General features: G+C 69.5%; 25 protein-coding genes and 1 tRNA gene. 16 read left to right on the forward strand and 10 right to left on the reverse strand.

The window, feature by feature from the left end:
• Positions 1-191 precede the first annotated feature (191 nt).
• From ssd to A5747_RS14775, 7 genes are read left to right on the forward strand one after another with little or no spacing between them, the layout of a single operon-like run.
• Positions 192-1,238, forward strand: a complete 1,047-nt coding sequence (gene ssd, locus A5747_RS14745) for a septum site-determining protein Ssd (RefSeq protein ID WP_142245594.1) — start codon at positions 192-194, stop codon at positions 1,236-1,238.
• A complete protein-coding gene (locus A5747_RS14750; RefSeq protein ID WP_076125383.1) occupies positions 1,235-2,398 on the forward strand; it encodes a TadA family conjugal transfer-associated ATPase in 1,164 nt (387 codons plus the stop codon). The genes ssd and A5747_RS14750 overlap by 4 nt, the downstream gene beginning before the upstream one ends.
• Entirely contained in the window at positions 2,395-3,195 is an 801-nt protein-coding gene (locus A5747_RS14755; RefSeq protein WP_076125385.1) for a type II secretion system F family protein, read from the forward strand. Before A5747_RS14750 ends, A5747_RS14755 begins: the two co-directional genes overlap by 4 nt.
• The gene (locus A5747_RS14760; RefSeq protein WP_198938191.1) at positions 3,192-3,782 is read left to right on the forward strand and encodes a type II secretion system F family protein; all 591 of its coding nucleotides are present in this window, start codon (positions 3,192-3,194) and stop codon (positions 3,780-3,782) included. Before A5747_RS14755 ends, A5747_RS14760 begins: the two co-directional genes overlap by 4 nt.
• Before the next feature lie 39 nt (positions 3,783-3,821).
• Complete coding sequence (locus tag A5747_RS14765) at positions 3,822-4,013, forward strand: DUF4244 domain-containing protein (RefSeq protein ID WP_076059867.1); 192 nt, start codon at positions 3,822-3,824, stop codon at positions 4,011-4,013.
• A gap of 35 nt (positions 4,014-4,048) precedes the next feature.
• On the forward strand, positions 4,049-4,339 hold the full coding sequence (locus A5747_RS14770) for a TadE family type IV pilus minor pilin (RefSeq protein ID WP_076125473.1): 291 nt from the start codon (positions 4,049-4,051) through the stop codon (positions 4,337-4,339).
• A 31-nt stretch (positions 4,340-4,370) separates the two neighbouring features.
• Positions 4,371-4,667: an Rv3654c family TadE-like protein gene (locus A5747_RS14775; protein WP_076125387.1), complete on the forward strand. Its 297-nt coding sequence runs from the start codon at positions 4,371-4,373 to the stop codon at positions 4,665-4,667.
• Here A5747_RS14775 and A5747_RS14780 read toward each other — a convergent pair.
• Together A5747_RS14780 and A5747_RS14785 are read right to left on the reverse strand one after the other, a co-directional pair.
• A complete protein-coding gene (locus tag A5747_RS14780) occupies positions 4,664-5,701 on the reverse strand; it encodes a PAS domain-containing protein (RefSeq protein WP_076125389.1) in 1,038 nt (345 codons plus the stop codon). The genes A5747_RS14775 and A5747_RS14780 overlap by 4 nt on opposite strands.
• 261 nt (positions 5,702-5,962) lie before the next feature.
• Positions 5,963-8,266: a DEAD/DEAH box helicase gene (locus A5747_RS14785; RefSeq protein ID WP_076125391.1), complete on the reverse strand. Its 2,304-nt coding sequence runs from the start codon at positions 8,264-8,266 to the stop codon at positions 5,963-5,965.
• Positions 8,267-8,513: 247 nt separating this feature from the next.
• Here A5747_RS14785 and cspA point away from each other — a divergent pair, with 247 nt between their 5' ends.
• The 3 genes from cspA to topA all read left to right on the forward strand — a co-directional run bounded on the left by cspA (position 8,514) and on the right by topA (position 12,452).
• Positions 8,514-8,717 carry a cold shock protein CspA gene (gene cspA, locus A5747_RS14790; protein WP_007166602.1) on the forward strand — a complete coding sequence of 68 codons (204 nt, stop codon included), beginning with the start codon at positions 8,514-8,516 and terminating at the stop codon, positions 8,715-8,717.
• Positions 8,718-8,877: 160 nt separating this feature from the next.
• Complete coding sequence (locus tag A5747_RS14795) at positions 8,878-9,468, forward strand: hypothetical protein (RefSeq protein WP_076125393.1); 591 nt, start codon at positions 8,878-8,880, stop codon at positions 9,466-9,468.
• Between the two features lie 194 nt (positions 9,469-9,662).
• Positions 9,663-12,452 (forward strand): type I DNA topoisomerase, encoded by a 2,790-nt coding sequence (gene topA / locus A5747_RS14800; RefSeq protein WP_076125395.1) that lies wholly within the window; start codon positions 9,663-9,665, stop codon positions 12,450-12,452.
• Between the two features lie 9 nt (positions 12,453-12,461).
• Here the strand turns inward: topA and A5747_RS14805 are convergent, their stop codons facing one another.
• Positions 12,462-14,132 (reverse strand): adenylate/guanylate cyclase domain-containing protein, encoded by a 1,671-nt coding sequence (locus A5747_RS14805; protein WP_139333152.1) that lies wholly within the window; start codon positions 14,130-14,132, stop codon positions 12,462-12,464.
• A 98-nt stretch (positions 14,133-14,230) separates the two neighbouring features.
• Between A5747_RS14805 and A5747_RS14810 the strand changes: the two genes are divergently transcribed.
• On the forward strand, positions 14,231-15,439 hold the full coding sequence (locus tag A5747_RS14810) for a DNA polymerase III subunit delta' (protein WP_076125397.1): 1,209 nt from the start codon (positions 14,231-14,233) through the stop codon (positions 15,437-15,439).
• Positions 15,440-15,500: 61 nt separating this feature from the next.
• Positions 15,501-15,573, forward strand: a tRNA-Thr gene (locus tag A5747_RS14815).
• Between the two features lie 4 nt (positions 15,574-15,577).
• Here A5747_RS14815 and A5747_RS14820 read toward each other — a convergent pair.
• Both A5747_RS14820 and A5747_RS14825 read right to left on the reverse strand, forming a co-directional pair.
• Positions 15,578-15,955 carry a DUF732 domain-containing protein gene (locus A5747_RS14820; protein ID WP_142245588.1) on the reverse strand — a complete coding sequence of 126 codons (378 nt, stop codon included), beginning with the start codon at positions 15,953-15,955 and terminating at the stop codon, positions 15,578-15,580.
• Between the two features lie 475 nt (positions 15,956-16,430).
• A complete protein-coding gene (locus A5747_RS14825) occupies positions 16,431-17,039 on the reverse strand; it encodes a TetR/AcrR family transcriptional regulator (RefSeq protein WP_076125401.1) in 609 nt (202 codons plus the stop codon).
• 67 nt (positions 17,040-17,106) lie between these two features.
• Here A5747_RS14825 and A5747_RS14830 point away from each other — a divergent pair, with 67 nt between their 5' ends.
• Positions 17,107-18,327: an aromatic ring-hydroxylating dioxygenase subunit alpha gene (locus A5747_RS14830; protein ID WP_076125403.1), complete on the forward strand. Its 1,221-nt coding sequence runs from the start codon at positions 17,107-17,109 to the stop codon at positions 18,325-18,327.
• A 1-nt stretch (position 18,328) separates the two neighbouring features.
• On the forward strand, positions 18,329-19,123 hold the full coding sequence (locus A5747_RS14835) for a hypothetical protein (protein WP_083700435.1): 795 nt from the start codon (positions 18,329-18,331) through the stop codon (positions 19,121-19,123).
• On the opposite strand, the gene A5747_RS14840 is transcribed toward A5747_RS14835, so the two are convergent.
• Positions 19,120-20,931, reverse strand: a complete 1,812-nt coding sequence (locus A5747_RS14840; protein ID WP_233148050.1) for a hypothetical protein — start codon at positions 20,929-20,931, stop codon at positions 19,120-19,122. The genes A5747_RS14835 and A5747_RS14840 overlap by 4 nt on opposite strands.
• On the opposite strand from A5747_RS14840, the gene A5747_RS14845 reads away from it, so the two are divergent.
• Positions 20,897-21,841, forward strand: a complete 945-nt coding sequence (locus tag A5747_RS14845) for an NAD-dependent epimerase/dehydratase family protein (protein ID WP_076125405.1) — start codon at positions 20,897-20,899, stop codon at positions 21,839-21,841. The genes A5747_RS14840 and A5747_RS14845 overlap by 35 nt on opposite strands.
• On the opposite strand, the gene A5747_RS14850 is transcribed toward A5747_RS14845, so the two are convergent.
• Genes A5747_RS14850 through A5747_RS14860 form a run of 3 tightly spaced genes read right to left on the reverse strand, consistent with a single transcriptional unit; the run spans position 21,838 to position 24,166 of the window.
• The gene (locus tag A5747_RS14850; protein ID WP_076125407.1) at positions 21,838-22,179 is read right to left on the reverse strand and encodes a DUF2304 domain-containing protein; all 342 of its coding nucleotides are present in this window, start codon (positions 22,177-22,179) and stop codon (positions 21,838-21,840) included. The two genes, A5747_RS14845 and A5747_RS14850, sit on opposite strands and share 4 nt — an antisense overlap.
• On the reverse strand, positions 22,176-22,877 hold the full coding sequence (locus A5747_RS14855) for a glycosyltransferase family 2 protein (protein ID WP_076125409.1): 702 nt from the start codon (positions 22,875-22,877) through the stop codon (positions 22,176-22,178). The genes A5747_RS14850 and A5747_RS14855 overlap by 4 nt, the downstream gene beginning before the upstream one ends.
• 14 nt (positions 22,878-22,891) lie before the next feature.
• A complete protein-coding gene (locus A5747_RS14860) occupies positions 22,892-24,166 on the reverse strand; it encodes a hypothetical protein (protein ID WP_142245596.1) in 1,275 nt (424 codons plus the stop codon).
• 91 nt (positions 24,167-24,257) lie between these two features.
• On the opposite strand from A5747_RS14860, the gene A5747_RS14865 reads away from it, so the two are divergent.
• Positions 24,258-25,352 (forward strand): DUF475 domain-containing protein, encoded by a 1,095-nt coding sequence (locus A5747_RS14865; RefSeq protein WP_076125411.1) that lies wholly within the window; start codon positions 24,258-24,260, stop codon positions 25,350-25,352.
• Here A5747_RS14865 and A5747_RS14870 read toward each other — a convergent pair.
• Positions 25,349-26,041, reverse strand: a complete 693-nt coding sequence (locus A5747_RS14870; protein ID WP_076125413.1) for a hypothetical protein — start codon at positions 26,039-26,041, stop codon at positions 25,349-25,351. The genes A5747_RS14865 and A5747_RS14870 overlap by 4 nt on opposite strands.
• Between the last annotated feature and the right edge of the window lie 39 nt (positions 26,042-26,080).

A 26,080-nucleotide genomic window follows, 5' to 3' on the forward strand; every position in this document is an offset into this window, starting at 1 on the left:
TTGTGCGCGTTGCGGGGACCGGGTGATCCGTAAGCTGAGCGCGCGTTGGGCAACGCCTTTGTGCACACTTGCGTCTCTCTCCACAAATCCGGGTTTGGCACTGGTGTCCCAAGGTCGTGGCCGCGCACGGTGAGTGGGTGACTGCTAATACCCGCGTCGTTCCGCCGGGCTCGGCGGGCGTGCTGGCGGCGCTGACGGATGCGGAGTTGCGCGAAGAACTCGACCGGGTGGCCGCCGCCGTCGGGGTTCGGGTGGTCCATGTCGGCGATTCCGTGGTGAGTAGGAAAACGTGGTCGGCGGCCGCGGCGGTGGTGCTCGACGCGGCGACGGCCGATCGATGCGCGCAGACGGCTCTCCCGCGGCGCGCACATGTCAGCGTGTTGACCGCCGTCGAACCCACGGCGGCGACGTGGACGGCGGCCATCGCCGTCGGCGCCCAGCATGTGCTGCGGATGCCCGCGCAGGAAGATGAATTGATCCGCAACCTCGCCGAGGCCGCCGAATCGGCGCGTGAAGCTGGGCCGCGAGGCGAGGTCTTGGGCGTGATCGGCGGGTGCGGTGGGGCCGGAGCTTCTTTGCTGGCGGTTGCGTTGGCCTTGGCCGCCCGCGACGCGCTGTTGGTGGACCTCGATCCCTGGGGCGGCGGCATCGATTTGCTGGTGGGCGGCGAAACCGCGCCGGGTCTGCGGTGGCCCGATCTGGCGCTGCAGGGCGGCCGGCTTAACTGGTCGGCGGTGCGCGATGCCCTGCCGCGACATCGCGGAATCAGCATGCTCTCGGGCACGCGGCGCTCCTGCGAATTGGACGCGGCGCCGGTGGAAGCCATCGTCGATGCCGGTCGCCGCGGGGGAGTCACCGTGGTGTGCGATCTTCCCCGCCGCCTCACCGATGCGGCCCAAGCGGCGCTGTACGCCGCCGATCTCGTGGTGGTCGTCAGCCCGTGCGACGTGCGGGCGTGCGCGTCGACCGCGGCGATGGCCCCGGTGCTGGCCGCGATCAATCCCAATGTCGGGCTGGTCGTACGGGGACCGTCGCCGGGTGGATTGCGCGCGGCCGAGTTCGCCGATATCGCCGGCTTGCCGCTGCTGGCGTCGATGAGGGCCGAGCCGCAACTCGCGGGGCGGGTGGAGCAAGGCGGTCTGCGCCCGGGGCGGCGATCCGCGCTCGCGGTCGCGGCGCTCCGGGTGCTTGCCGTGCTGCAGCGTGCGGGCTCGGCCGCGCAGGGTAGGGCGGCGTGAGCGGCTCGCTGATCGACCGGGTGCGTGAGCGGCTGGCGGTCGAGTCCGCCCCGCTGCGGCCCAACGTGGTGGCCGCCGCGATCCGGGCCGAATCCAACGGGGTGCTCGGCGATACCGAGGTTCTCGCCAATCTTCGTGTGCTGCAGACCGAGCTCACCGGTGCCGGCATCCTCGAACCGTTGTTGTGCGCGGACGGCACGACCGACGTCTTGGTCACCGCACCCGACGCGGTATGGGTCGACGACGGAAACGGCTTGCGGCGCAGCCAGATCCGGTTCGCCGACGAGGCGGCGGTGCGGCGGCTGGCGCAGCGGCTGGCCCTGGCCGCCGGCCGGCGGCTCGACGACGCGCAGCCCTGGGTGGACGGGCAGTTGACCGGTATCGGTGCCGGCGGGTTCGCGGTGCGGCTCCACGCGGTGCTGCCGCCCGTGGCCGCCGGAGGGACCTGTTTGTCGCTGCGGGTATTGCGGCCGGCCACACAGGATTTGGCGGCGCTTGCCGCGGCGGGTGCGATCGAGCCCCGGGCCGCCGCGCTGGTGTCCGACATCATCGCCGCCCGGTTGGCCTTTCTCGTGTGCGGCGGGACGGGAGCGGGGAAGACGACCCTGCTGGCGGCGATGCTGAGCGCCGTGTCGCCGGCCGAGCGGATCGTGTGCGTGGAGGATGCTGCCGAGCTGGCGCCCCGACATCCGCATCTGGTCAAGCTGGTCGCGCGGTGCGCCAACGTCGAGGGCGTCGGCGAGGTTCCGCTACGCCAACTCGTCCGGCAGGCGCTGCGAATGCGGCCCGATCGCATCGTGGTCGGGGAGGTGCGGGGCGCCGAAGTGGTGGACCTGCTGGCCGCGCTGAACACCGGCCACGACGGCGGGGCCGGCACGGTGCATGCCAACAACCCGGGCGAGGTTCCCGCCCGGCTGGAGGCGTTGGGGGCGCTCGGCGGTCTGGACCGGGCCGCGCTGCACAGCCAACTGGCCGCGGCGGTCCAGGTGTTGCTGCATGTCGCCCGGGACCGCGCCGGCAAGCGCCGGCTCGCCGAGATCGCCACGCTGCGCCACGATGACGGGCGGGTTCGAGCGGTCACGGTGTGGCACGCGGACCGCGGAATGACCGACGATGCGGAGGACCTGCACCGTTTGCTGCGCGCCCGGATGCCGGCATGACCGGTCCGGTCGTGGCCTCGCTGCTGATGTCGTTCGCGCTCTTGGTCTTTCCGGCGTCCCCGCGGCGCCGGCTCGCCCCCGCGCCACCGCCCGGCCGGCGAGTGAGGGTCGGTACGGGTGGGGCCTGCGTCGCGAGCGCGTGCGCCGCGGTCACGGCCGCCGTTCTGCTGCCGCTGCCGACGGTCCTCGCCATCGCGGTGGCCGGCGCGACGGCGGGCCTGCGCTACCGCCGCCGGCGTCGCATGCGGCGCGCAACGGACGAGGGTCGGACGATGGAAGCCGCCCTCGATGTATTGGTCGGCGAATTGCGGGTCGGCTCTCATCCGGTGCATGCGTTTTGCGTTGCCGCCGACGAAACCGCCGGCGCCGTCGCCGCGTCACTGCGCGCGGTGGCGGCGCGCGCCAGGCTAGGCGCTGACGTTGCGGCCGGCCTGCGCGCCGCGGCGCGATCATCGGCTCTGCCCACGCACTGGGATCGGCTCGCGGCGTGCTGGCAATTGGCTAACGACCATGGGCTGGCGATAGCCACCCTGATGCGGACGGCGCAGCGCGATATCGCCGAGCGGCAACGGTTCTCGGCGCGGGTGGCATCGGGCATGGCAGGGGCGCGCGCAACCGCCGCCATACTGGCGGGGTTGCCACTACTGGGCGTGCTCCTCGGTCAGCTGATCGGGGCCAGGCCGCTCAATTTCCTGCTGAGCGGGCATGGCGGCGGGTGGCTGCTGGTGGTCGGGGTGACGCTGGCATGCGGTGGGCTGTTGTGGTCGGACCGGATCACGGGCCGGGTCGCGGCATGAGCACCGCGGCGGTGTTGCTCGCGCTGGCCCTGTGCATCGGGCCCGGACCGTCGGTGGTGCGGGCGCGGGCGGGGACGCCGCCGCCCGCCCCTCGGCCGCGGTCGCGGGCTGAACACGGAGCGGACCCGCTGGCCGTCGCATCCAGCCTCGACGTGTTGGGTGCGTGCCTGGGCGCGGGCATGGCGGTGTCGACCGCGGCCGCGGCCACCGCCGCGTCCGCGCCACCGAAACTGGCGCGGGTGTTGCGCAGGGCCGCCGACCTGCTGGCGCTGGGCGCGGATCCCTTTGTGGCATGGGCGATCCCGCGGGACCTGCCGCCCGCCGAGGTCGACGCGCAGACCGATGCGTTGCTGCGGCTGGCGCGGCGTTCGGCAGCCTCGGGTGCCGCGCTGGCCGACGGCGTCGAGGACTTGGCCGATCAGTCTCGGCAGGACGCCTCACACGCGGCCACCGCCGCCGCCGAGAGGGCCGGGGTCTTGATCGCCGGGCCGCTCGGACTGTGCTTCCTGCCTGCTTTCGTGTGCCTCGGGATCGTCCCGGTGGTGGCCGGGCTGGCCGGCGATGTTTTCCAGTCGGGCCTGCTGTGAAAGTGATATCGCAGAAGAGAGGATGCATTGGTGGTCAACATGTTTCGCGTGCTCGTGGCGCGCATTTCGGTCTTGGCGGCCGACGAGTCGGGCATGTCCACGGTGGAATACGCCATCGGGACGGTCGCGGCGGCCGCGTTCGGCGCGATCCTCTACACGGTCGTCACCGGCGATTCCATCGTGTCGGCGCTGACCAACATCATCGGTCGAGCACTCAATACCAAGGTTTAACCGGGTGTGCCGGCGCGAGCACCGTCGAAGCGGCGCTGGCGATCGCGGCGTTGGTCGTGGTGTTGGTGCTGTGCCTGGCGGGTCTGTCCGCGGTGTCCATGCAGGTGCGCTGCGTCGACGCCGCGCGCGAGGCCGCCCGGCTGGCCGCGCGCGGTGACGACCGCTCGGCCGTCGACGCCGCTCGCCGCATCGCACCGCCGGCCGCGCGGATCCAGGTGCGCCGGGAAGGCGATTTTTTGGTCGCCACCGTCGTCGCTCGCTCAAAACTGTTGCCCGCGTTGGATATTTCCGCCAAGGCCGTGGCGGCCGCGGAGCCCGAGCGATGATCGGGGCTCGGCCACCGTCCTCGCGGCCGCGATGGTGGCGGTGCTGTTGTGTGTCGCGGGCGTCGGCGCATACGTCGGCTCGGCGGTGGTGGCGCGTCACCGCGCGCAGGCGGCCGCGGATCTCGCAGCGCTGGCCGCCGCGGCGCGGATGCCGTCCGGCGTCGAGGCTGCGTGCGCGCGTGCGACGGCGGTGGCCCGCGAAATGCGGGTCGACGGTGTGCAGTGCGGGGCGGACGAACTCGATATCGTCGTCACCGTCCAAGTCGCCCTCGCCTTTGCCGGCCCGGCGCGGGCGGCCGCTCGGGCGGGCCCGGTGTCAGAGCCTTAGGTCGTGTCGGCTTGGGCTGGAGGCAATCCGGCGGCGGCGATCTCCTCGTCGGTGGGCAACCGCAGCGAAACCAGTCCGGCGAAGGTATCGGGTTCGAGCTCCACCTGGTTGACGGTGACGTGCACCGGGACCCAATCGGCGTCGTGACCGCGCATCCGAAGCACGCGGCTGGTCGGGCCGTCGGCGAATTCCCTTGTCATGGCGGACATCAGGGGTTCGTCGTCGGGGTGAACCCTGGGCCTGTCCGTGTCGGTACCCCGCCAGTCGTAGAAGGTGCAGGGCTCGTCGAGCCACTTCAGCAGCGTCCAGTTGTGCAGGTCGACGAGTGCGCGGTGGACACCGGCCTGCGCCAGTCCGTTGAGGATCCGCTGCGCGAGATCGTCGGCAGATACCGATGGACCCCTGAGGTCGGCGCGCCAGTTCATCGCCCGCGCGATCAGGTGATCCCGGCCGTCCGGCCCCGGTTCCAGCGCGGTGCGTGCGACGAATCCTATGCGCGCGGGGTTTCCCTGCCAATCGGTGAGATCCCATGTGCTGTACAGCGTTTGGCCCGGCTTCGCCCGCACCGCCATGGCCAGCACCTTGGTTTCGTTGGGATTGAGGGCACGCGACGGAAGATCTTCCGCGAAAGCTCGGCCGAAGGTGACCTCGACGTCGGGGTTCTTGCCGCTGTTGGCCAGCGACTCCCGGGTGTCGGTAGCCACGCCCAGGGTGAGGTCCCACTTCAGCGGGCCCGGCACCGGCCGCTCGGGGGGTTCGATATCGGCGGGGCCGGTCCACACGTGCACACCGTGCATGCGGCCATCGGACATCAGCACCGGCTCGGTGCGGATGACCCGATCGCGCTTGGGGGTGATGCTGGTGAGGCTCTGACCGGTCTGCACCGACTCGGTTATCGCCGTCCGAACCGCGGACAGCGAGGGACTGCGGCGCAGGAACGTCGTGATCGGGACGAGGTTTTTGAGTTGACGCCCCTGCGCCACCACAGCGGGTTCGTCCCCCAGCGTCTCCACGAGCAACCAGTCGTGGGCCATGCGCTCGATTTTACGGCGGCGCGGGCGGGCGGGCTCCCCGCGCCGGCTGTGAAGGCAACCGCCGGTTGCCGGGTGGCCGACGAATTTGCAAACCCCAGCGCGGCCTTGGTAGCTTCTGGCATTCGCCGCGCGTGTAATTGGCGTACAGGCATTTCTTTAGCAAAAAGGAAATGTGCCCTCGGCGCGGCCGTCGCGATGCCATCCGTGGAGGTCGACCGTTGAGGGGTCGGTCGCCGTCCGGCGGATCGGCCCGCGTGACGCTTAGGGCAACTCCGCCAGCACGAGGCGCAGCACCTGGATAGCACCCGCTTTGTCCAGCGGGTCGTTGCCGTTGCCGCACTTGGGGGACTGCACGCACGACGGGCATCCGGTCGCGCATTCACAGGCCTCGATGGCGGCGGCCGTCGCTCCCAACCAGGTGCGCGCCCGGCGGAAGCCCCGTTCGGCGAATCCCGCGCCGCCCGGGTATCCGTCGTACACGAACACGCTGGGCAGGCCGTCGGGACCGACGGCGGTCGACATTCCGCCGATGTCGCCGCGGTCGCAACTGGCCACCAGGGGCAGCAGGCCGATGGCGGCGTGCTCGGCCGCGTGCAACGATCCGGGAATCCGCAGCGCGTCGATGCCGTTGCGGTGCAAGGCTTCCGGCGTGACGGTGTACATCGCCGCGGTGGTGTCCAGCGTGTGCTCCGGCATGTCCAGTTCGACGAAGTCGATGACTTCTCCGGACAGCCGGCGGCGCAGGTAGCCCACCACACGATGGGTGACCCTGACCGGCACCACACCCAAAACCACGGGCCCGAACTCCAACCGCTCCCCGTTGCCGGTGACGACGATGTCGGTGAGTTCGCGGGCGAAAGTGGCATACCCGGGATCCTGGGCGTGCACGAACGCGATCGCGTCCTCGGTGTCCAGCGAGTCGACTACGTAACTCTCGCCCTGGTGCAGGTACACCGCCCCCGGGTGTACCGAGGCCGGTGCCTGGCCCACCCCGACGCTGCCCAGCAGCCGCCCGGTGTCGGCCTCCACGATGACGATCTGCCCACCCGCGGAGCCGCGGATATCCACCGCACCGTGGGGTTCCAGCCCAGGCGCGGGGAAGTACTTGCCGTTGCGCCGCCGCAGCAGCCCGTCGTCGACCAACCCCGAGGCCACCTCCACCGCGCCGAAATCGGACACCTCGGCATCGTCAAGCGGCAGTTCGGTTGCGGCACAAAGGAGTTGGGGCCCGAGAATGTAAGGGTTTCCGGGGTCGATCACCACCCGCTCGACCGGCTTGTCCAGCAGCGCGGCGGGGTTGTGGACCAGATAGGTGTCCAGCGGGTCGTCGCGGGCGATCAGCACCACCAGTGCGCCCTGCCCGCGCCGGCCCGACCGGCCGGCCTGCTGCCAGAACGAGGCCACGGTCCCGGGAAAACCGGCGAGCACCACCGCGTCCAGCCCGGCGATGTCGACGCCCAACTCGAGCGCGTTGGTGGTGGCCAGGCCGCGCAGCCGGCCCTCGGCCAGGGCGCGCTCCAGCGCGCTGCGGTCCTCGGCGAGATAGCCGGCCCGATACGACGCCACCGTCGGCGACAGCCCCGGCGCGATGTCGTCCAGCCGCGCCCGGGTGCCCAGCGCCGTCAATTCCGCGGCGCGGCGCGACCGAACGAACGTCAGGGTCTGCGCGCCCTCGGCGATCAGATCGGCCATCACCCGCGCCGCCTCGGCGCCCGCGGAGCGCCGCACCGGGGCGCCGTTCTCGCCGGTCACGTCGGCCCGCAGCGCGGGCTCCCACAACGCCACCGTGCGGGCGCCCTGGGGTGAGCCGTCTTCGGTAACCTCCTCCACCGGAAGGCCGATGAGTTCGGCGGCCGTCGCGCCCGGCGAGTCCGTCGTCGCGCTGGCGAACACCACCGTCGGCGCCGATGAGTAGCGCGCGCACAGCCGCAACAGGCGGCGCAGCACCATGGCCACGTTCGAGCCGAAAACCCCACGGTAGTAATGGCATTCGTCGACGATGACATAGCGAAGGCCACGCAACAGGACGGCCCAGCGCGCATGGTTGCGCAGGATCGACAGATGGATCATGTCGGGATTGGAAAACAGCCAGCGGGAGCGCTCGCGCGCGAAGCGGCGCACCTCGGCGGGGCTGTCGCCGTCGTAGGCGGTAGGCGCAACATCATGCAGCCGGGGGATCGCCGTCGTCAGGGCGTGCGCGGCGCGCAACTGATCGTGGCCGAGCGCCTTGGTAGGCGACAGGTACAGCACGCGGGCCCGCGGATCCGTCGCCAACGCGTTGAGGACCGGAAGCTGGTAGGCCAGCGACTTGCCCGACGCGGTGCCGGTGCTCACCACCACATGACGCCCCGCATGGGCCAATTCAGCGGCTCGGACCTGGTGCGACCACGGGGATGTGACGCCGCGATCGGCGAATGCGCGCACCACGTCGGGCTCGGCCCAGTCCGGCCAGCCCTGCGGCCGGCCGCCCCGCGCCGGCAGCTCGGCGACGTGACGCAGGGGATGCTCGCCCGCCGCGGTACCGGCGAGCGCGGCGGCCAGCAGGTCACTGCCGAAACTCGCCACCTCATGCCCTCCAAGAATCAGTCCGCGACACAAGTCTGTCGCCGACGCGATGAACATGGTTGACTGTTTGCGGTCGCAGCTTCTGTGTTCGTGTCAAACTTTCGCAGGAACAACGTTGCGGCCGCGGTTCCTGCGAGGTTATAGGTCGGGTGAAGTTCCGGCGACTACGCGAGGTATGGCGGTCGTACTCGGCCCGGGGCATCGAAAGGCGGCGCCCCGCATCCAGAAGAAAAGGAAAGATCGAGAGATGCCACAGGGAACTGTGAAGTGGTTCAACGCGGAGAAGGGCTTCGGGTTCATTGCACCCGAAGATGGTTCCGCAGATGTTTTTGTCCACTACACGGAGATCCAGGGTTCGGGCTTCCGCACCCTCGAAGAAAACCAGAAGGTCGAGTTCGAGATCGGCCACAGCCCTAAGGGCCCCCAGGCCACCGGAGTCCGTTCCGTCTAACTGAGCGGATTCACCACGGAAACCCCCCGTACAGTCCCGTTTTACGGGCCACGCGGGGGGTTTCTTTGTGCGTCCATCGCGGTGGGAAAGCGCCCCCGGATTCCCGGCTCACCGCCAACCTCAACGCGTGGACGGACGACCTGGCCTACTGTCGGTTAGCGTGAGCCAGCTTTCCTTCTTCACAGCGGAGTCGGTGCCGCCCGCGGTCGCCGATCTCTCCGGGGTGCTGGCAGCCTCTGGCCAGATCGTGATGGTCGGCGCTCCGGACGTTCAGGGTGCCCGGCTTTCGGTGGTCGTGGAAGAACTGTGGCGCGCCACGGCGCTAGCCGACATGATCCGCGAGGCGGGTTTGGTCCCCGAGATCGGCCGCACCGACGAGAACACCCCGCTGGTGAGAACGGCCGTCAACCCGTCGTTGACGTCGATGGCCGCCGAGTGGACGCGCGGGGCGGTCAAGACCGTCCCGCCGCGCTGGCTGCCCGGGCCGCGCGAGCTGCGGGCGTGGACGCTTGCGGCCGGCGCGCCCGAGGGCGACCACTATCTTCTCGGGCTCGACCCGCACGCGCCGGACACCCATTCGCCGCTGGCGTCGGCTCTGATGCGGGTCGGGATCGCGCCGACGCTGATCGGCACCCGCCGCGGCCGGCCCGCGCTTCGGATCAGCGGCCGTCGGCGGCTGTCGCGACTGGTAGAGAACGTCGGGGAACCCCCGAACGACGCCGCCGCGTTGTCGGTGTGGCCGCGGATTTAGCGGCTGGATTCGACCCGCGTCTCGGGGAGTCGGTTTGCATCGGCCCGCCCTAGGGTGCGAAATTGTCAGGTGCCCGCAGGCGAAGGAACGCTGGCGTATCTGAATTTCACCGGAATTTCGGAAGCCGGCCTGTCATTCTTCCTGCAGGGCGGTCCCGCAGGGGGGCCGGGACAAGAGATGGAGCGTAAGCGCAGTTGGCTGACGAAGAAGACCGCGGCACCAGCGGAAATGGGAGCCGGCGGCGACTTGTCATCGTCGAGTCGCCGACTAAGGCGCGCAAACTAGCCGGCTACCTGGGCTCGAGGTACATCGTCGAGTCCTCGCGCGGCCACATCCGCGACCTGCCGCGCGCCGCCGCCGACGTTCCGGCCAAGTTCAAGTCCGAGCCGTGGGCCCGGCTCGGGGTCAACGTCGACGCCGACTTCGAACCGCTCTACATCATCAGCCCGGAAAAGAAGAGCACCGTCACCGAGCTGAAGGGCCTGCTCAAGGACGTCGACGAGCTCTATCTGGCCACGGATGGCGACCGCGAGGGCGAAGCCATCGCCTGGCACCTGCTGGAAACCCTCAAGCCCCGCATCCCGGTCAAGCGGATGGTGTTCCACGAGATCACCGAGCCGGCCATCCTCGAGGCCGCCGAGAACCCGCGCGATCTGGACATCGATCTCGTCGACGCGCAGGAAACCCGCCGCATCCTGGACCGGCTGTACGGCTACGAGGTCAGCCCCGTGCTGTGGAAGAAGGTCGCGCCGAAGCTGTCGGCGGGCCGGGTGCAGTCGGTGGCCACCCGCATCATCGTCGTGCGCGAGCGCGACCGGATGGCGTTCCGCAGCGCCGCCTACTGGGACGTCATCGCGAAGCTGGACGCCAGCGTGTCCGATCCGCAGGCCCAGCCGCCCACCTTCATCGCCCGGCTGTCAGGTGTCGACGGGCTGCGCGTGGCCACCGGCCGCGATTTCGACTCGCTGGGCGCGCTGCGCAAGGCCGACGAGGTCGTGGTGCTCGACGAGGCTCAGGCGACCGAGCTGGCCGCCGGGCTGCGCGGCGGGCAGCTGAGCGTGGCGTCGGTCGAGGAGAAGCCCTACACCCGGCGCCCGTACCCGCCGTTCATGACGTCGACGCTGCAGCAGGAGGCCGGCCGAAAGTTGCGCTTCTCCGCGGAGCGCACGATGAGCATCGCCCAGCGGCTCTACGAGAACGGCTACATCACTTATATGCGTACCGACTCGACGACGCTGTCGGAGTCGGCGATCAACGCCGCGCGGACCCAGGCCCGCCAGCTCTACGGCGAGGAGTACGTGTCGCCGTCGCCGCGCCAGTACACCCGAAAGGTGAAGAACGCCCAGGAGGCGCACGAGGCAATCCGTCCGGCCGGGGAGACGTTCGCGACCCCGGACGCGGTGCGCCGCGAACTCAACGGCGACGACTTCCGCCTCTACGAGCTGATCTGGCAGCGCACGGTCGCCTCGCAGATGGCCGACGCCCGCGGCACCACGCTGAGCCTGCGGATCGCGGGCACCTCGGGCGAGCGGCAGGTGGTGTTCTCCGCGACCGGGCGCACCATCACGTTCGCGGGTTTCCTCAAGGCGTACGTGGAAACCGTCGACGAGCTGGCCGGCGGCGAGGCCGACGACGCCGAGCGGCGGCTGCCGCACCTCACCGAGGGGCAGCGGCTGGACGCGCTGGAGCTCACCCCCGACGGCCACGCCACCAACCCGCCGGCGCGCTACACCGAGGCCTCGCTGGTCAAGGCGCTCGAGGAGTTGGGCATCGGGCGCCCGTCGACGTACTCGTCGATCATCAAGACCATCCAGGACCGCGGCTACGTGCACAAGAAGGGCAGCGCCCTGGTGCCCTCGTGGGTCGCGTTCGCCGTCACCGGTCTGCTCGAGCAACACTTCGGCCGGCTGGTCGACTACGGGTTCACCGCGGCGATGGAAGACGAGCTCGACGAGATCGCCTCGGGCAACGAGCAGCGCACCACGTGGCTGAACAACTTCTACTTCGGCGGTGACCACGGCGTGCCGGAGTCGATCGCCCGCTCCGGTGGCCTGAAGAAGCTCGTCGGCGTCAACCTCGAAGGCATCGACGCCCGAGAAGTCAACTCCATCAAGCTGTTTGACGACGCGCAGGGCCGCCCCGTCTACGTCCGGGTCGGTAAGAACGGGCCCTACCTGGAGCGCACGATCACCGGCGACGACGGCGAACCGACGCCGCAGCGGGCCAATCTCAACGACTCCCTGACGCCCGACGAGCTGACGCTGGAGGTCGCCGAAGAGCTGTTCGCCACCCCGCAAGAGGGACGCGTGCTCGGCGTGGACCCGGACACCGGCCACGAGATCGTCGCCAAGGACGGCCGGTACGGGCCGTACGTGACCGAGGTCCTGCCGGAGCCTCCGGCCGACGCCAACGGCGAGCCCCCCAAGAAGGGCAAGAAGGCCACCGGTCCTAAGCCCCGGACGGGTTCGCTGTTGCGCAGCATGGACCTACAGACGGTCACTCTCGAGGATGCGCTGAAGCTGCTGTCGCTGCCCCGCGTCGTCGGCGTGGATCCCGAATCGGGTGAGGAGATCACCGCGCAGAACGGGCGCTATGGCCCATACCTGAAGCGCGGCACCGATTCTCGCTCGCTGACGACCGAAGACCAGATCTTCGAGATCACGCTCGACGAGGCGTTGAAGATCTACTCCGAGCCGAAACGCTCTGGGCGCCAAAGCGCTTCGGCACCGCCGCTGCGGGAGCTGGGGACCGACCCGGCGTCGGGCAAGCCGATGGTCGTCAAGGACGGCCGATTCGGGCCCTACGTCACCGACGGCGAGACCAACGCCAGCCTGCGCAAGGGCGACGACGTCATGTCGATCACCGACGAGCGTGCCGCCGAACTCCTGGCCGACCGGCGGGCCCGCGGCCCGGCCAAGCGGCCCGCGAGGAAGACGTCGCGGGCGCGCAAGTCGCCGGCGAAGAAGGCCGCCAGGCGTAGCTGATCCGGCGGGTCACATGATCTCGCTGGATACCTCTTCCGACGCGCGCTCCGGTGTCTCTTCGCCCGGAGTGGCGAGCTGCAGCGGCCGGGCCAGCTGAGTGGGTGCGGCGCGCCCGCGCAGCTCGACGACCTCCCCGACGTCCCAGCACAGGGCCTCCGCGTCCAGCGCGCCGCTGACCGCGATGGCCGACGCGAGCACGTGCCCGGCCTCGAGCTTGGCCAGCTCGGTGAGCCGCGCGGCCTCGTTGACCGGATCGCCGATCACGGTGTACTCGAAGCGGGCCTGCGCCCCGATGTGGCCCGCGATGGCCCGACCGGACGACACCCCGATGCCGAACTCCGCCGAGCCGATCACCGGCAGGAGTTCGTCGTGCAGCTCACGCGCGGCCGCCAGCGCGCCACCAGATGCGTCCGGGTGCTCGATCGGCGCGCCGAAGATCGCCAGCGCCGCATCGCCCTGGAACTTGTTGACGAACCCGCCGTGCCGGCCGACGGTGTCGACCACCACGCGGAAGAACTCGTTGAGCAGATGGACCACCTCGGCGGGCGGGCGCGTGGCGGCCAGCTGAGTCGAGCCGACCAGGTCCACGAACAGCACGGCGACGTCGCGCTCCTGCCCGCCCAACTCGGTGCCGCGCTCGAGCGCCCGGCGGGCGACGTCTTCGCCGACGTAGCGACCGAACAGGTCGCGTAGCCGCTGCCGCTCGGACAGGTCGCGCACCATGTCGTTGAAACCCGCTTGCAGCAAACCCAATTCGCTGGCGTCGTAGATCTGCATGTGCGCGTTGTAGTTACCGCGCTGCACCTCCGACAGCGCCCAGCGGAGCTGGCGCAGCGGGTCGGCGATCGACATCGCCACCAACAGGGTGCTGACCAGCCCGATGCCCAACGCCGCCAACGCCAACAACAGGATCGGGTTGAACAGACTCTCCGGCGCGGCGTGCAGCAGCGACACCTTGTCGGCCACCACCGCGAGCACGATGGCCAGCAGCGGCACCGCGGTGGACAGCATCCAGCTCAGGATCTGCCGCAGGATGACGCCGGGAGCCTTGACGTTCTCCGGGACCCCGCTGCGCAGGGCGGCGACGGCCACCGGGCGCAGCACCCGCTCGGACTGCAGGTAGCCGATGATCGCGGTCGCCGCCGCTCCCAGCGCGGTCGCGACGGCCACCACGGGCGCGGCGTAGCGGGCCACCGACCAGCTGGCCACGATGAACACCACGCTGCCGATGCACCAGTACACGATGGTGCTCAACGTGCGGTAGTAGGGCATGCGCAGCGCACGGCTGCGCGCCAGCTCGGTGGCGGCCGGGTCGGCCTCGGCGAGCATGTTGTCGCGGCGCTGCCAGCGGAAAACCGGCACCAGCAGCCGCAGGTTGACCACGACACCGACGAGGAACAGGACGACCAACGAGCTGGCGAAGATGGCCAGGTTGACCGTCGGCAGATCCTGCAGTTCAATGCGATCCTGCGGCGGAAGGCCGTAGCGCAGGAAGCCCAACACGAAGAGCGAGCCGATGATGTCGGCCTGCAACATGCTCAACGCGAACAGCGGCCACGGGGTGCGCACCACCCACCGGACGAACGCGCTGATTCGCCCGGGCAGTGCTGCCTCGGTTGCCACCAACCCACCGTATCGGTCGGCACGGACTTGTTGGAAACCTATAAACCCCTCGGCCAGTCGCCCGGTGCTGGCCAAACGCCGCGAAACATAACGGAATTGTCCCGGTTTGGTGGCCGATCGGTGTCCGTCGGTCCGCGTCATTACTGTTGCCGGTGATGTCCGGAGTGTTTACACGGCTGGTGGGCCAGGAGGCGGTGGAGGCCGCGCTGCTCGCCGCCGCCCGGGCGGCCCGCGGTGACCTGGACCACAGCCCCGCCGGCGACGGGACTATGACACACGCGTGGCTGATCACCGGCCCACCGGGTTCCGGGCGGTCGGTCGCGGCCCTGTGCTTCGCGGCAGCGCTGCAGTGCACCTCCGACGGCGAGCCGGGTTGCGGCAGCTGCCGGGCCTGCACGACGACGATGGCCGGCACCCACGCCGACGTGCGGCGGGTGATCCCCGAGGGCCTGTCCATCGGGGTCGACGAGATGCGGGCGATCGTGCAGATCGCCTCGCGCCGGCCCACCACCGGACACCGGCAGATCGTCGTCATCGAGGACGCCGACCGGCTCACCGAAGGTGCGGCCAACGCCCTGCTGAAGGTCGTCGAGGAACCGCCGCCGTCCACCGTATTCCTGCTGTGCGCGCCCTCGGTGGACCCCGAGGACATCGCGGTCACGCTGCGATCCCGCTGCCGGCACGTCGCGCTGGTGACCCCGTCGACCGAGGCCATCGCGCGCGTGCTGATCGAGCGCGACGGCCTGGACGCCGACACCGCGAACTGGGCGGCGTCGGTCAGCGGAGGCCACGTGGGGCGGGCGCGCAGGCTGGCCACCGACCCCGAGGCCCGGCAGCGGCGGGAGCGGGCGCTGGGACTGGTGCGCGACGCCGCGACCCCGTCGCGGGCCTACGAGGCCGCCGAGGAGCTGGTGGCGGCGGCCGAGACCGAGGCCGTCGTGCTGACCGCCGATCGCGCCGAGGCCGAGACCGAAGAGCTGCGCACGGCGCTCGGCGCCGGCGGCTCGGGGAAGGGCACCGCATCGGCGATGCGCGGGGCCACCGGCGCGCTCAAGGACCTGGAGCGACGGCAGAAGTCGCGGCAGACCCGGGCCTCGCGCGATGCGCTGGACCGGGCGCTGATCGACCTAGCGACCTACTTCCGTGACGCGCTGGTGGTGTCCGCAAATGCCGGAGCCGTGCGGGCGAGCCACCCGGACATGGCCGAGCGGGTGGGGGCGCTGGCCGCCCACGCCGCGCCCGAGCGGTTGCTGCGCTGCATCGAGGCCGTCCTGGAATGCCGTGAAGCGCTGGCGATCAACGTCAAACCCAAGTTCGCCGTCGACGCCTTGGTCGCGACCATCGGCCAGGAACTGCGCGATTGAGTTCCGGCGAGTTGGGTGCGCTTGTCTGCCTGCCGTAGACTCGTGCCGCCCGGCAGGGCACGCCACCTTAGCTCAGTCGGTAGAGCGGCTCACTCGTAATGAGCAGGTCAGGAGTTCGATTCTCCTAGGTGGCTCCGATTACGAGAGCGGAAGCTCGCCTTGATGGCTGGGGCAGTAAACGTCCACCGACGCGGTGACGAATCTGACCGCGGTCCTTCTGGCGCGGGCGGCCATAGTGTGCAACGACGGATTGTCGTCATACGCCTTGTTCATCACATCGGTCACTACCGCCTCGACTGGCGTGCCGCTGTCGAGTTGGCCGCAAATTTCGTGGGCGTGGTAGACGAGGCCCGGCACGCCATCGAGGGCGGGAATCTGCAGTTGCTGGAGCCTCGCCAGAAACTGATCGTCCTGGCTTGGGTCGGCGCCCGCCCCACCAGCGCAACTAATTGCGGCGATCGGCGCCATCGAGCCACCAACCAGAGCGGCTGCGAGGCGAATGATCCCGGTGCGCACGGCAGGATTTCCATTTCTTTAACAGTGGCGGCGGCGGGCGCCTGCAATGATGGAGATCGTAACCGGTTGTAGGCGTGCATCACCACTGGACTTTCGGGCCGCGGCGCGACGGGCAGGCAAGTATGCGGTGGTCACCGCCGTGATCAGCACCGCCTGGTGGGCTCCTGCCGCGGCGAACGATTTACCGCCGCTACCAACGACATTCAACGCGACCGTGACACCGGCCCCGGTGGGGGACATTACGGCTGACCCACAGATCCCGGCGCCGACGGCAGCGCAGCTCGCGCCGCCGGCCCCGGCACCGCAACCTCGTGCGCCACAGCCGGTGTCCCCGCGACAACCCGAGGCACCCGCACCACAACCCGAGGCGCCCGCGCCACAACCCGAGCCGGCTCCTCCGCCCCCTGCCCAGCCCCCGCCGAAGGGCCACGTCCAGCTCGCCCCTTGAGTCGATGCTCGTGTAAGTCGTTGCGGCTTAACGAGAATGGGCCGTCCCCGGCACAAGCATCTCGATCATGTGCTCGACCCGCTCGGTGACCGCGGCGCGCGGCGCCCTGATCGCCGAGACGTCATCGAAATGGCAAAGCCCGAGCAGCAGCAGGAACACGACTTTTGTCGTGGCGCGCGGGTTTGGGTCGGTGCCAGAAAGGGCCCCGACGAACCGGTCGCCGTAGTCGCGGTGCCACTGCGCGATCAAGGATGCCAACCGCTCGTCGCGCCGGCTGGTCAGATGCAACTCGGCGATCAGTCGCCGGTGCTGTGACATTTCCGGGCGCAGGTAGGCGGTTGCGATGGCTTGCAGGGTCTGCTCGCCGCCCGCCGTGCGCAGCGCTGCCGCGGTGATCTGGTCGAGGGCACGAACCGCGGCCGTGTACAGCAACTCTTCACGGCTGTGAAAGTGGTTGTAGACGGCGGTCGGCGAGACGCCCGCGCGCTCCGCGATCCGCGGCAGGGTGCTGCGCTCGAATCCCCGCTCGACGCACACCGCCGCTGCCGCGTCGAGGAGCCGCTCGGCGGTGGCCTGTCCGTCCGAGTTGCGCGGGCGGCCCCGGGGGCGACGCGCTGGAGCCTTGGTATTCGGCATAGGGCCATTCTTGCGGGGTTTGGCTACGATGTCTTGATAAATGAGTGGTCATTCATATACTCAGGTGATGGTGATGAGCTCCCAGCTGATCGACGGGGTCAAGCGGGACGCCCGAGCCGAAGCGGAGCGACGGGCATACCCGCCGGAGTTCCCGGTGCTGCCGCCCGTGCCCGCCGGACGTTATTCCGACGCTGGATTCGCCAAACTCGAAGCCGTCGCGGTCTTTTCGCGCTCCTGGTTGTTCGTCGCCCACGCAGACCAGCTGCGCAGCCCCGGCGACTACCTGCTGCTCGATCAGCTCGACCAGCCGGTCATGCTGGTCCGTGGGCGCGACAACCTCGTTCGCGCCTTCTACAACACCTGCCGGCATCGGGGCGCCGCGCTCGTCGAGGAGCCGCACGGAAACGTCGGCCGCAGGTTCACGTGTCCCTTCCACGCCTGGACGTACTCGCTGGAGGGAAAGCTCGTCGGCTACCCGGAGGCGTCGAATTTCGCCGGGCTCGACGCCGAGTGCCACGGCCTGGCCAAGGTCCGGTGCGAGTCGTGGGGCCCGCTCGTCTTCGTCAACCTCGACGCCGGCGCCCCGCCGTTGTCGGAGTATCTTGCCTCCGTCGGCGAGGATCTCAGCGACTTCGGCACGCTCGACGGCCGGCTACACCTGGTGAACCGCACGGTGCGGGACGTTCCCGTCAACTGGAAGCTGCCGGTCGACGCCAATCTCGAGACCTACCACGTCAACTACGTGCACCGCGCCTCGGCGGCGCGCGCACTGCAGCAGTCGGCGACCGGCATCCAGCTGCTGCGCAACGGCCATTCCCGCATGCTCGTCTCCTATCGCGACGGCATCGACGGCGAATCCCTGTCGCCGTTCCCGTGCGTGTTTCCCGGTCTCGGTGACCTGCCGTTCCGCGGCACGTTCTCCTACCACGTCTTCCCGAACCTGAGCATCGTGTTCAACGGCACCGGGTTCGTCTTCTTGATCACCAACTGGCCGACCGGCCCGGCCACGTCGACGTACAGCGTCCACTGGTGCTCGTCACTCGACGCCGAGGCACAGACCAACGACGCCGTCATCGCGGCCCTGTCCCAGGTGTTGTTCGAAGACCTCGACGTCCTGCCCGGCACGCAGCGGTCGCTGAACGCGGGCACCCTCGAGTCGGTGCGGCTGGGCTATCACGAGCGGCGCATCTACTACCTGCACGAGGCCATCGACCGGGCCATCGGCGTCGAGCGCGTGCCCGAATCCCTGCGGGTACCAGAGCTTCTCGGCCCCTTCGCCGGGAGGTGACATGCATCCCTTCGTCGCACTGATGCGCAAGTACTGCATCGACTACACGAATTCGCACGACCAATCGCTCTGCCCGCAGATCATGGAGCCCGACTACGTCGTGCACATCAACGGGTTGGCGCTCGTCCGTTCGACCACCTATGCCGAGGCCGTTCGTCAGATCTTCGACGCCGCACCGGGTTTGGGCATCGCCGTGCACGAACTCGTGCTCAACGGCGATCGGCTGTGCATGCACTTCAGCGAGCACGCGGCCATGCCTGCCGGGCAGTCGCGCGCGCTCACCTGCTGGCGCGGCATCGGCCTCTACAAGTGGAACGGCACCCGGCTGACGGAGAACTACGTCGAGCAGGACTACTTCGCGATGCGGGCGCAGATCGCAAGCGGCCAACCCCATCCGCTGATTCCGCCCCACATCGATCCCTGGACGTCGACCGAGCCGGTGCCCGCCGACCCCGGCGCCGAAAAGGCCGTGCGCACGTGGTTGGAAAACGGCGACCTCGCCGACGCACCCGCGCACGAGATCGACGGCGAGCGCACCGGGGAAGCCTACGAAGCGGTGCTTGATCCCCGCGATGTCGTGATCAACGACCTGTTCTCCGCGGGCGACGACGTCCCGTTCCACGTCACGTTCCGCGGCCTCTACCGGGGTGGATTAGGCGCAGCCGCCGAACAATTCGTCGGAAAGCCGACCGCGCTGCACGTCGCCGGCATCGCCCATGTCGCCGATGGCGTCGTCGCGTCGGTCAAAGCGGTCACCACGCGCTCGCAGACGCTGGCCGAGCTAACCGCGCGCTAGGCCGGCGCGACGAACCCCACCGGGCCCGACGCCAGGCACAACGAGAGCGCCGCGGTGTTGGCCCGGACGGTGATCGCGTCGCCGGCACCCGGCAGCCGGACGAAGACGCGGTTGAGTCCGGGACGCACCGGAACCTTGACGTCGGGTCCCTGCGTCAGCGACAGCGTCATCGAACCGTCGCTGTTGGCCAGGTAATTCAGTTCGACGGTCCAGTCGGCGGGCAGCAGCGGACCGTCGAGGACCAGGCGTGCCGGCTGGTCCGGTTGCGCGAAGTAGCCGCAGTGCGGCATGGGCCCCGGCGCGATGGTCCGAATCCAGGTGACTCTGGCGGGGATCACCCGCCCGGAACTGTCGAGCATGCGCAATTGCGTTGTCGCCGCGGCGAATTCGGGCCTATCCCGCAGTAGTGCGAACATGTGGCTGGCCAGGTTCTCCGGCGCGGCCACTCGTTGTAACACCAGGGGATCGACCTCCTGATCGAGCATCGGCGCATTCGAGGCCCTGCGCGCGGCGGCCAAACCGGCCCGGGCGTTTTGCAGGTACGGCTGGGCCGGATTGTCGCGCCAACTGGTCAGAAACGTCGCCGTCGAGTGCAGGCTGCTGGCCACGAACAACCCCGCCAAACCCGTCACCGCGACCGCGCGCCACCGCGACACGTCCAGCCACCGCGCCGAAGGAGGCCGGTTGGGTGCGCACAGCGCGACAGCGGCCAGCAGAGTCAGCACCACGACGAGGTCCGGCAGATACCGCAGGGTCTGCGCGAGCTCGAGCGCGGTCTGCTTCGACGACCGCATCAGATAGATCGGCACCTGGCACGCGACGGTGTAACCGGCCGCGGTCAGCCAGACCGCCCCGATGCGTTGCTTGCGCGCCAGCGACAGCGCGAGGACCCCGGCCAGCACCAGCCAGCCCAGCACCATCACCGCCGGCGGGGGCGTGGCCCACGGCGACGCGGGTGCCCAGCGGTCCCAGTGCCACGGCCCGCCGGCCAGCCCCGGCACGATCCCGTGCGTGACCGATCGAAAGAGCAGATCCCACGTCATCGCCACGTCAGAGCTCCAGCGCTGCTGGTTGACCACCGCCAGATACAGCGCCACCCAGGCGACGGTCAAGATCAGCGACGCGATCCACAACCGCAGCCCCGCCCGCCACACCGTGCGCAGCGCCGCCCGCTCGCCGCGCACATGGCACAGCAGGGCGGCCACCGCGAACGCCACGAACGGGATCACGGCGGCCTTCTCGAAGAACAGCAGCCCGCCGAAGTAGGCCAGCACACCGGTCACCGCGTAGCGCTGGTTACCGGTGCGGACCAACAGAACCGCGTCGGCGCACACCCACGCCAGCGCGGCCAGCATCGGCAGCGAGTTCAGCGCCGCCGCCCACCACGCGAAGCCGGGCACGCCCAGCGGGGTGAACAGCGCGAACGTGAGCGGGATGAGAAGGGCCCAGCGCCAGCCCAGGATGACGTAGAGCGCGCGCAACAGGGCCAGGGACGCCAGCAGCTGCAGCACCACCAGGCTGATCGCCGGCCAGGTCCAGTCCAGGGGCGCGAGCCGGGTGATCGCGCCGCCGAGGAGGAAGGCGGCAGGCATCACATGGCCGTCGTGGTCGTCGAACAGATACGACGGCGACAGCAGCCCGTGGGTGCCTGCCTTGCCGATGAGAATCAGGTCGTCCCAGTAGAAATAGCCGCCGAAGGCCAGCACGGCGCGGATCACCAGCTGCACCGCGATCAGCGCGACCGCCGCGGACACCACTCTGTATGGTGGGCCGGTGCGCGCACTGGTCACCGGGGCAGCCGGATTCATCGGGTCGACGCTAGTCGACCGTCTGTTGGCGGACGGCCACACGGTGTTGGGGCTGGACAACTTCGCCAGCGGCCGCGCGACCAACCTCGAGCACCTGGCCGACAATCCGGCGCACGTCTTCGTCGAGGCGGACATCGTGACGGCCGACCTGAACGCGATCTTCGACGAGCACCGGCCGGAGGTGGTGTTCCACCTGGCGGCGCAGATCGACGTGCGGCACTCGGTGGCCGACCCGGAGTTCGATGCCTCGGTCAACGTCGTCGGCACGGTCCGGCTGGCCGAGGCCGCACGCCGCAGCGGGGTCCGCAAAATCGTGCACACGTCGTCGGGCGGATCCATCTACGGAACCCCGCCGCGCTATCCCACTCCCGAGACGGTGCCCACCGATCCAGCGTCGCCCTACGCCGCAGGCAAGGTGGCCGGGGAAATCTATCTGAACACCTTTCGCCATCTGTACGGCCTGGACTGCTCGCACATCGCGCCCGCCAACGTCTATGGGCCGCGCCAGGACCCGCACGGCGAGGCGGGCGTGGTGGCGATTTTCGCCCAGGCGCTGCTGTCGGGTGAGACCACCAAGGTGTTCGGCGACGGCACCAACACCCGCGACTACGTGTTCGTCGACGACGTGGTGGACGCGTTCGTCAAGGCCGCGGGGGAAGCGGGCGGCGGGCAGCGCTTCAACATCGGCACCGGGATAGAGACCTCGGACCGCCAGCTGCATTCGGCGGTTGCCGCGGCCGTCGGCGGGCCCGACGACCCGGAGTTTCATCCACCGCGGCTGGGCGACCTGAAGCGGTCCTGCCTCGACATCGGCTTGGCCGAAAGGGTTTTGGGCTGGCGCCCGCAGGTTCGGCTCGACGACGGCGTGCGCCGCACGGTCGAGTACTTCCGCGGCGTGCGGACGGTCTAGCCCTCGTCCGGCGCCTGCGCGCCCTCGAGCGCAACCGCACGCGCGAGCCGCGCATAGCGCAACTCCAGGTCCTTGAACCGCATGTAGGTGCTCAGCGTGGTGAAGCTGAAAGCCATGATCAGCGCGTAGAGCATCAGATCGGTCCCGCGGCGGACCCCGAACCAGTGCGCGACCACGGTGGTGTCGTCGGGCCGCAGCACGGCGTAGACACCGCCCAGCACGAACAGGATGTAGCCGACCTTGACCCAGGCCCGAGACCGCGCATTGCGGCGCGACCGCAGCAGGTAGACCAGCAGCGCGACGATCGAGGAGATCAGCAGCACCTGAATCCAGTTCATCTCGGAATCCTCCCTCGCAGAAACCCGTCGAAGATGATGTTGACGCCGTTGAGCAGGGGCTGCCCCTTCGACTTCGAGTACTCGGTGTAGAGCACCTCGACCGGTAATTCGGCTACGCGCCAATGGTTTTCGGCGATCAACATGACGAATTCGTTGGCGTGGCTCATGCCGCTCATGGTGAGGTTCAGCCCGTCGGCCACCGTCTTGTTGAACACCCGCAGCCCATTGTTGGTGTCGGTCAAGCCAAGCCGGCGCCCGCGCCTGCTCAGCCGCGCCGCCGTCCGCAGCACGATGCGCTTGACGAACGGCGGCCGGCTGCCCTGCGACGCGGCGAACCGCGTTCCGATGACGACGTCGACGTCGCCCGCGCGCAGCCGCTCGACCATCGCGGCCACGTCCTTGACGCGGTGCTGGCCGTCGGCGTCGAAGGTGGCGAAAACGCCGGCGCCCGGCTGAGCGCGGGCGTACTCGACGCCGGTCTGGATGGCCGCCCCCTGCCCCAGGTTGATCGGGTGGCGCACCAAGTGCGCGCCGGCCCGCCTGGCGATTTCGCCGGTGTCGTCGGCGCTGCCGTCGTCCACGCACACGACGTTTTCAAAAACCGAGCGCACATCGGCTATCACCTCGCCGATGACAGCGGCTTCGTTGAAGGCGGGAATGACGATCCAGACGCCGGAGTAATCCGTTTCGATGCTCATCAGGTTAGCCAGGATCAGCCCGTTAGGCGCCCGGCGCGCCCCAGCGCCACCAGATGTACGCCGATTCCCGCCAGCGGACCACACAACAAGCCGACCACGGTGCGGGTCTCCAGCGGCAGCGGCAACGCCAGCAGCAGTCCCGCCGCCACGGTGGCACCGACCCACCCCAGCGAGTACGCCCGGTGCAGCGCGGCCGCCACGGTGGCGGCTCCGGTCAGCGTCAGCATCGCGATCGCCACCGCGGCCGCGGTCAGCCACGCCAGCAGCGCGCTGCCGGCGTCGTACTGCGGGCCGAACGCGACCCGCAGCAGCCACGGTCCCACCACGCCCGCGGCCAGCACTCCGATCGCGCCGATGCCGCCGATGATCGCCGCCGGCACGACGAGCGCCCGAAGCCGCTCGGTGCGCTCGTCGACGAAATGAGCGATCAGGTTGCCCTGCATGGCCGTCAGCGGCACCAGCAGCGGCGCCCGGGTCAGCGTCACCGCCAGAATGATCACTCCGCCTTGTGCCCCAAGCTCATTCGACGTCAGCTTCAGCAACACCGGGAATCCCATCACCAGGATCGCGCTGGCGCCCGCCGCGGTGATCGAATGCGCGGCGCCCCGCAGGAACGTCGACGTGCTGCCCGGCGTCAGCATGCGGGCCGTCGCGCGCGCGGCGGGCGACGCCGCCAGCATGATCAGCCAGGCCACCGAGCCGGCGACGGTGGCCCACAGGAATCCGCCCAGACCCCAGCCGATGACGAACGTCGCCGCCGCGATAGTGACACGGATGACCGCGTCGGTCACCATCAGTGCCCCGTAGTGGGTCCACTGGTCGGTGCCGGCCAGCATGCCCAGCAGGGTGGCGTGCAGGCAAAAACCGGCCAGGCCGACGCTGAGCAGCACGACCGACAGCCAGCGCGCCTCGACGAAGACCCGACCGCTCCACAACAGCGAGCTCCCGGCGATCACGACGGCGGCGGCCACCCCGACCATCGCAGCGACGCGCAGCGGATGGGTGCGCGACCCGCCCGGGTCGGGCAGCACGTCGATGTAGCGCGTCGAGCGGACTTCGCGGGTGGTTTCCTGCAGCAAGCCGTTCGCGGCCCCGGAGACCAGCCCGAACGCCCCCCAGAACACCCCGAAAACCGAGAAGCCGCTCGGGGCCAGGTCACGAGCGGCCAGGTAGATCACCGCATAGCCGCACAGCGCGGTGAGCGCGGTCGCGGTGCCGACCCGGGCCATGCTGCCGCGCGCGATCGGCCCGGCTCCACTGGAGGCTTGGGTACCGCCGACCTCGGGCATCGCCACAATTTGAAAATAGTAAGTGCGCCGGTGCCGATGGCTGGCGGCGGCAATCGGCTTCGCTAGTGTGGGCGGCTGGCAGGAAGGACCCATGGCCGCCTTTCGCATCTTCGGTTTCTCGCTGTTACTCACCGTGGTGGCCCTTGCGCTCGGGTACGCCCACGGCGGGCTCAACGCCCTATTTCTGTTGCTGGTCCTGGCCGTGCTCGAGGTGTCACTATCGTTCGACAACGCCATCATCAACGCCGCGATCCTGAAGCGGATGAGCACGTTTTGGCGCCAGATGTTCCTGACGCTCGGCATCCTGATCGCGGTTTTCGGTGTGCGCCTGATCTTCCCGTTGCTCATCGTGTGGGCGACCGCCGGACTCGACCCGGTGCGCGCGATGGAGCTGGCGCTCAAGCCGCCGCCGCACGGGGCGCTGGAATTTCCAGACGGGTCACCCAGCTATGAAAAGCTGATCATCTCGGCCCATCCGCAGATCGCGGCTTTCGGTGGGATATTCCTGTTGATGCTGTTTCTCGATTTCGTGTTTCACGACCGAGACATCAAGTGGCTCAAGTGGATTGAGATCCCGTTCGCCCGCATCGGGCGGCTCGGGCAGGTGTCGGTGGTGGTGGCCGGCGTTGCGCTGGTCCTCGCCGGCACGCTGTTGACGCACTCGAACGAGGAACGCGCGACGGTGCTGACGGCCGGGCTGCTGGGCCTGGTCACGTATCTGGTCGTCAACGGCCTGAGCCGGGCGTTCCGGCCGTCGAGCGTGGACACCGCCACGACGGATACCAAGACGGCCGGTGCGACCGGCCGGGCCGGGTTGATGCTGTTCCTGTATCTCGAGATGCTCGATGCCGCCTTCTCGTTCGACGGCGTTACCGGCGCGTTCGCGATCACCTCGGACCCGATCGTGATCGCGCTCGGTCTCGGGCTGGTGGGCTCGATGTTCGTCCGGTCCATCACCATTTACCTGGTCAACCAGGAAACGCTGGACCGTTACGTGTATCTGGAACACGGCGCGCACTGGGCGATCGGCGCGCTGGCGGCGATCATGCTGTGTTCCATCGAGCCGCGCTTCCAGATTCACGAAGTCATCACCGCGTCGGTCGGCGTCGTCTTCATCGGTGCGGCGTTGGGCTGGAGCGTGTTGCGCAATCGGCGGGTCGCCAGGGCGGCCGCAGCGACGGCCTAGGCCTCGATCTGCCCGGCGATGCGGCGCTCGATGGCGGCCCGCGCCGGGGCCGGTAGCACGATCAGGCCGTCGAGTTCCTTGCTCGCCCGCGCGTAGGCGCTCTGCCGTTCCTCACGCGTGGCCGCCTCGTCCTGCGCCAGGTCCAGCAGGTGCTGGGCGCGCGCCAGCCGCTGCTGTTCGTCCTCGGAGAAGTCGCTGCGGCGTCGGCGGATCGCCTCGGCCTCGGCGATTTCGAACGCGCTGATGTATTCGTGGACGGCGTCACGGTATTCCAGTTGCGCGTCGCGGTCGCCGAGCAGGTCGTCGGGCCGTTCCGGCCGCAGCAGGTCGGCGTGCCGCTTGGCCTTGTGAAACGCGATGGTCAGCGGCGCGCGCATGTCGGTCATCATCGGGAAGTCGAGCAGTTTGGCGATGTCGACCTCGTAGTCCAGCCACCGGGCATCCGTACGGTCATGTGCGGCAAGGACTTTCGCGAGCGCACGGCGGTCGCTTTCCCCGTCGTCCCGCGCGCGACCGGACGCCTGCGCCACGGCGATCTTGGCCTGCTGCTTGAGCCGATACCGTTCGAGCCGCCGATCGGCCCGCCGCTCGCTGGCGGCGGCCAGAGCGCGCAGGCCCCCGCCGATCGCGCCGCCCAGTGGAAAGACCAACCACCAGAAATTCGAAGCGAAATGCAGAACGGGCGTCACATCGCCAGGATGCCACCGAGAATCGGTGCGCGGTTACGC

The organism is Mycobacterium sp. IS-836 (genome assembly GCF_001954275.1).
GTDB lineage: Bacteria > Actinomycetota > Actinomycetes > Mycobacteriales > Mycobacteriaceae > Mycobacterium.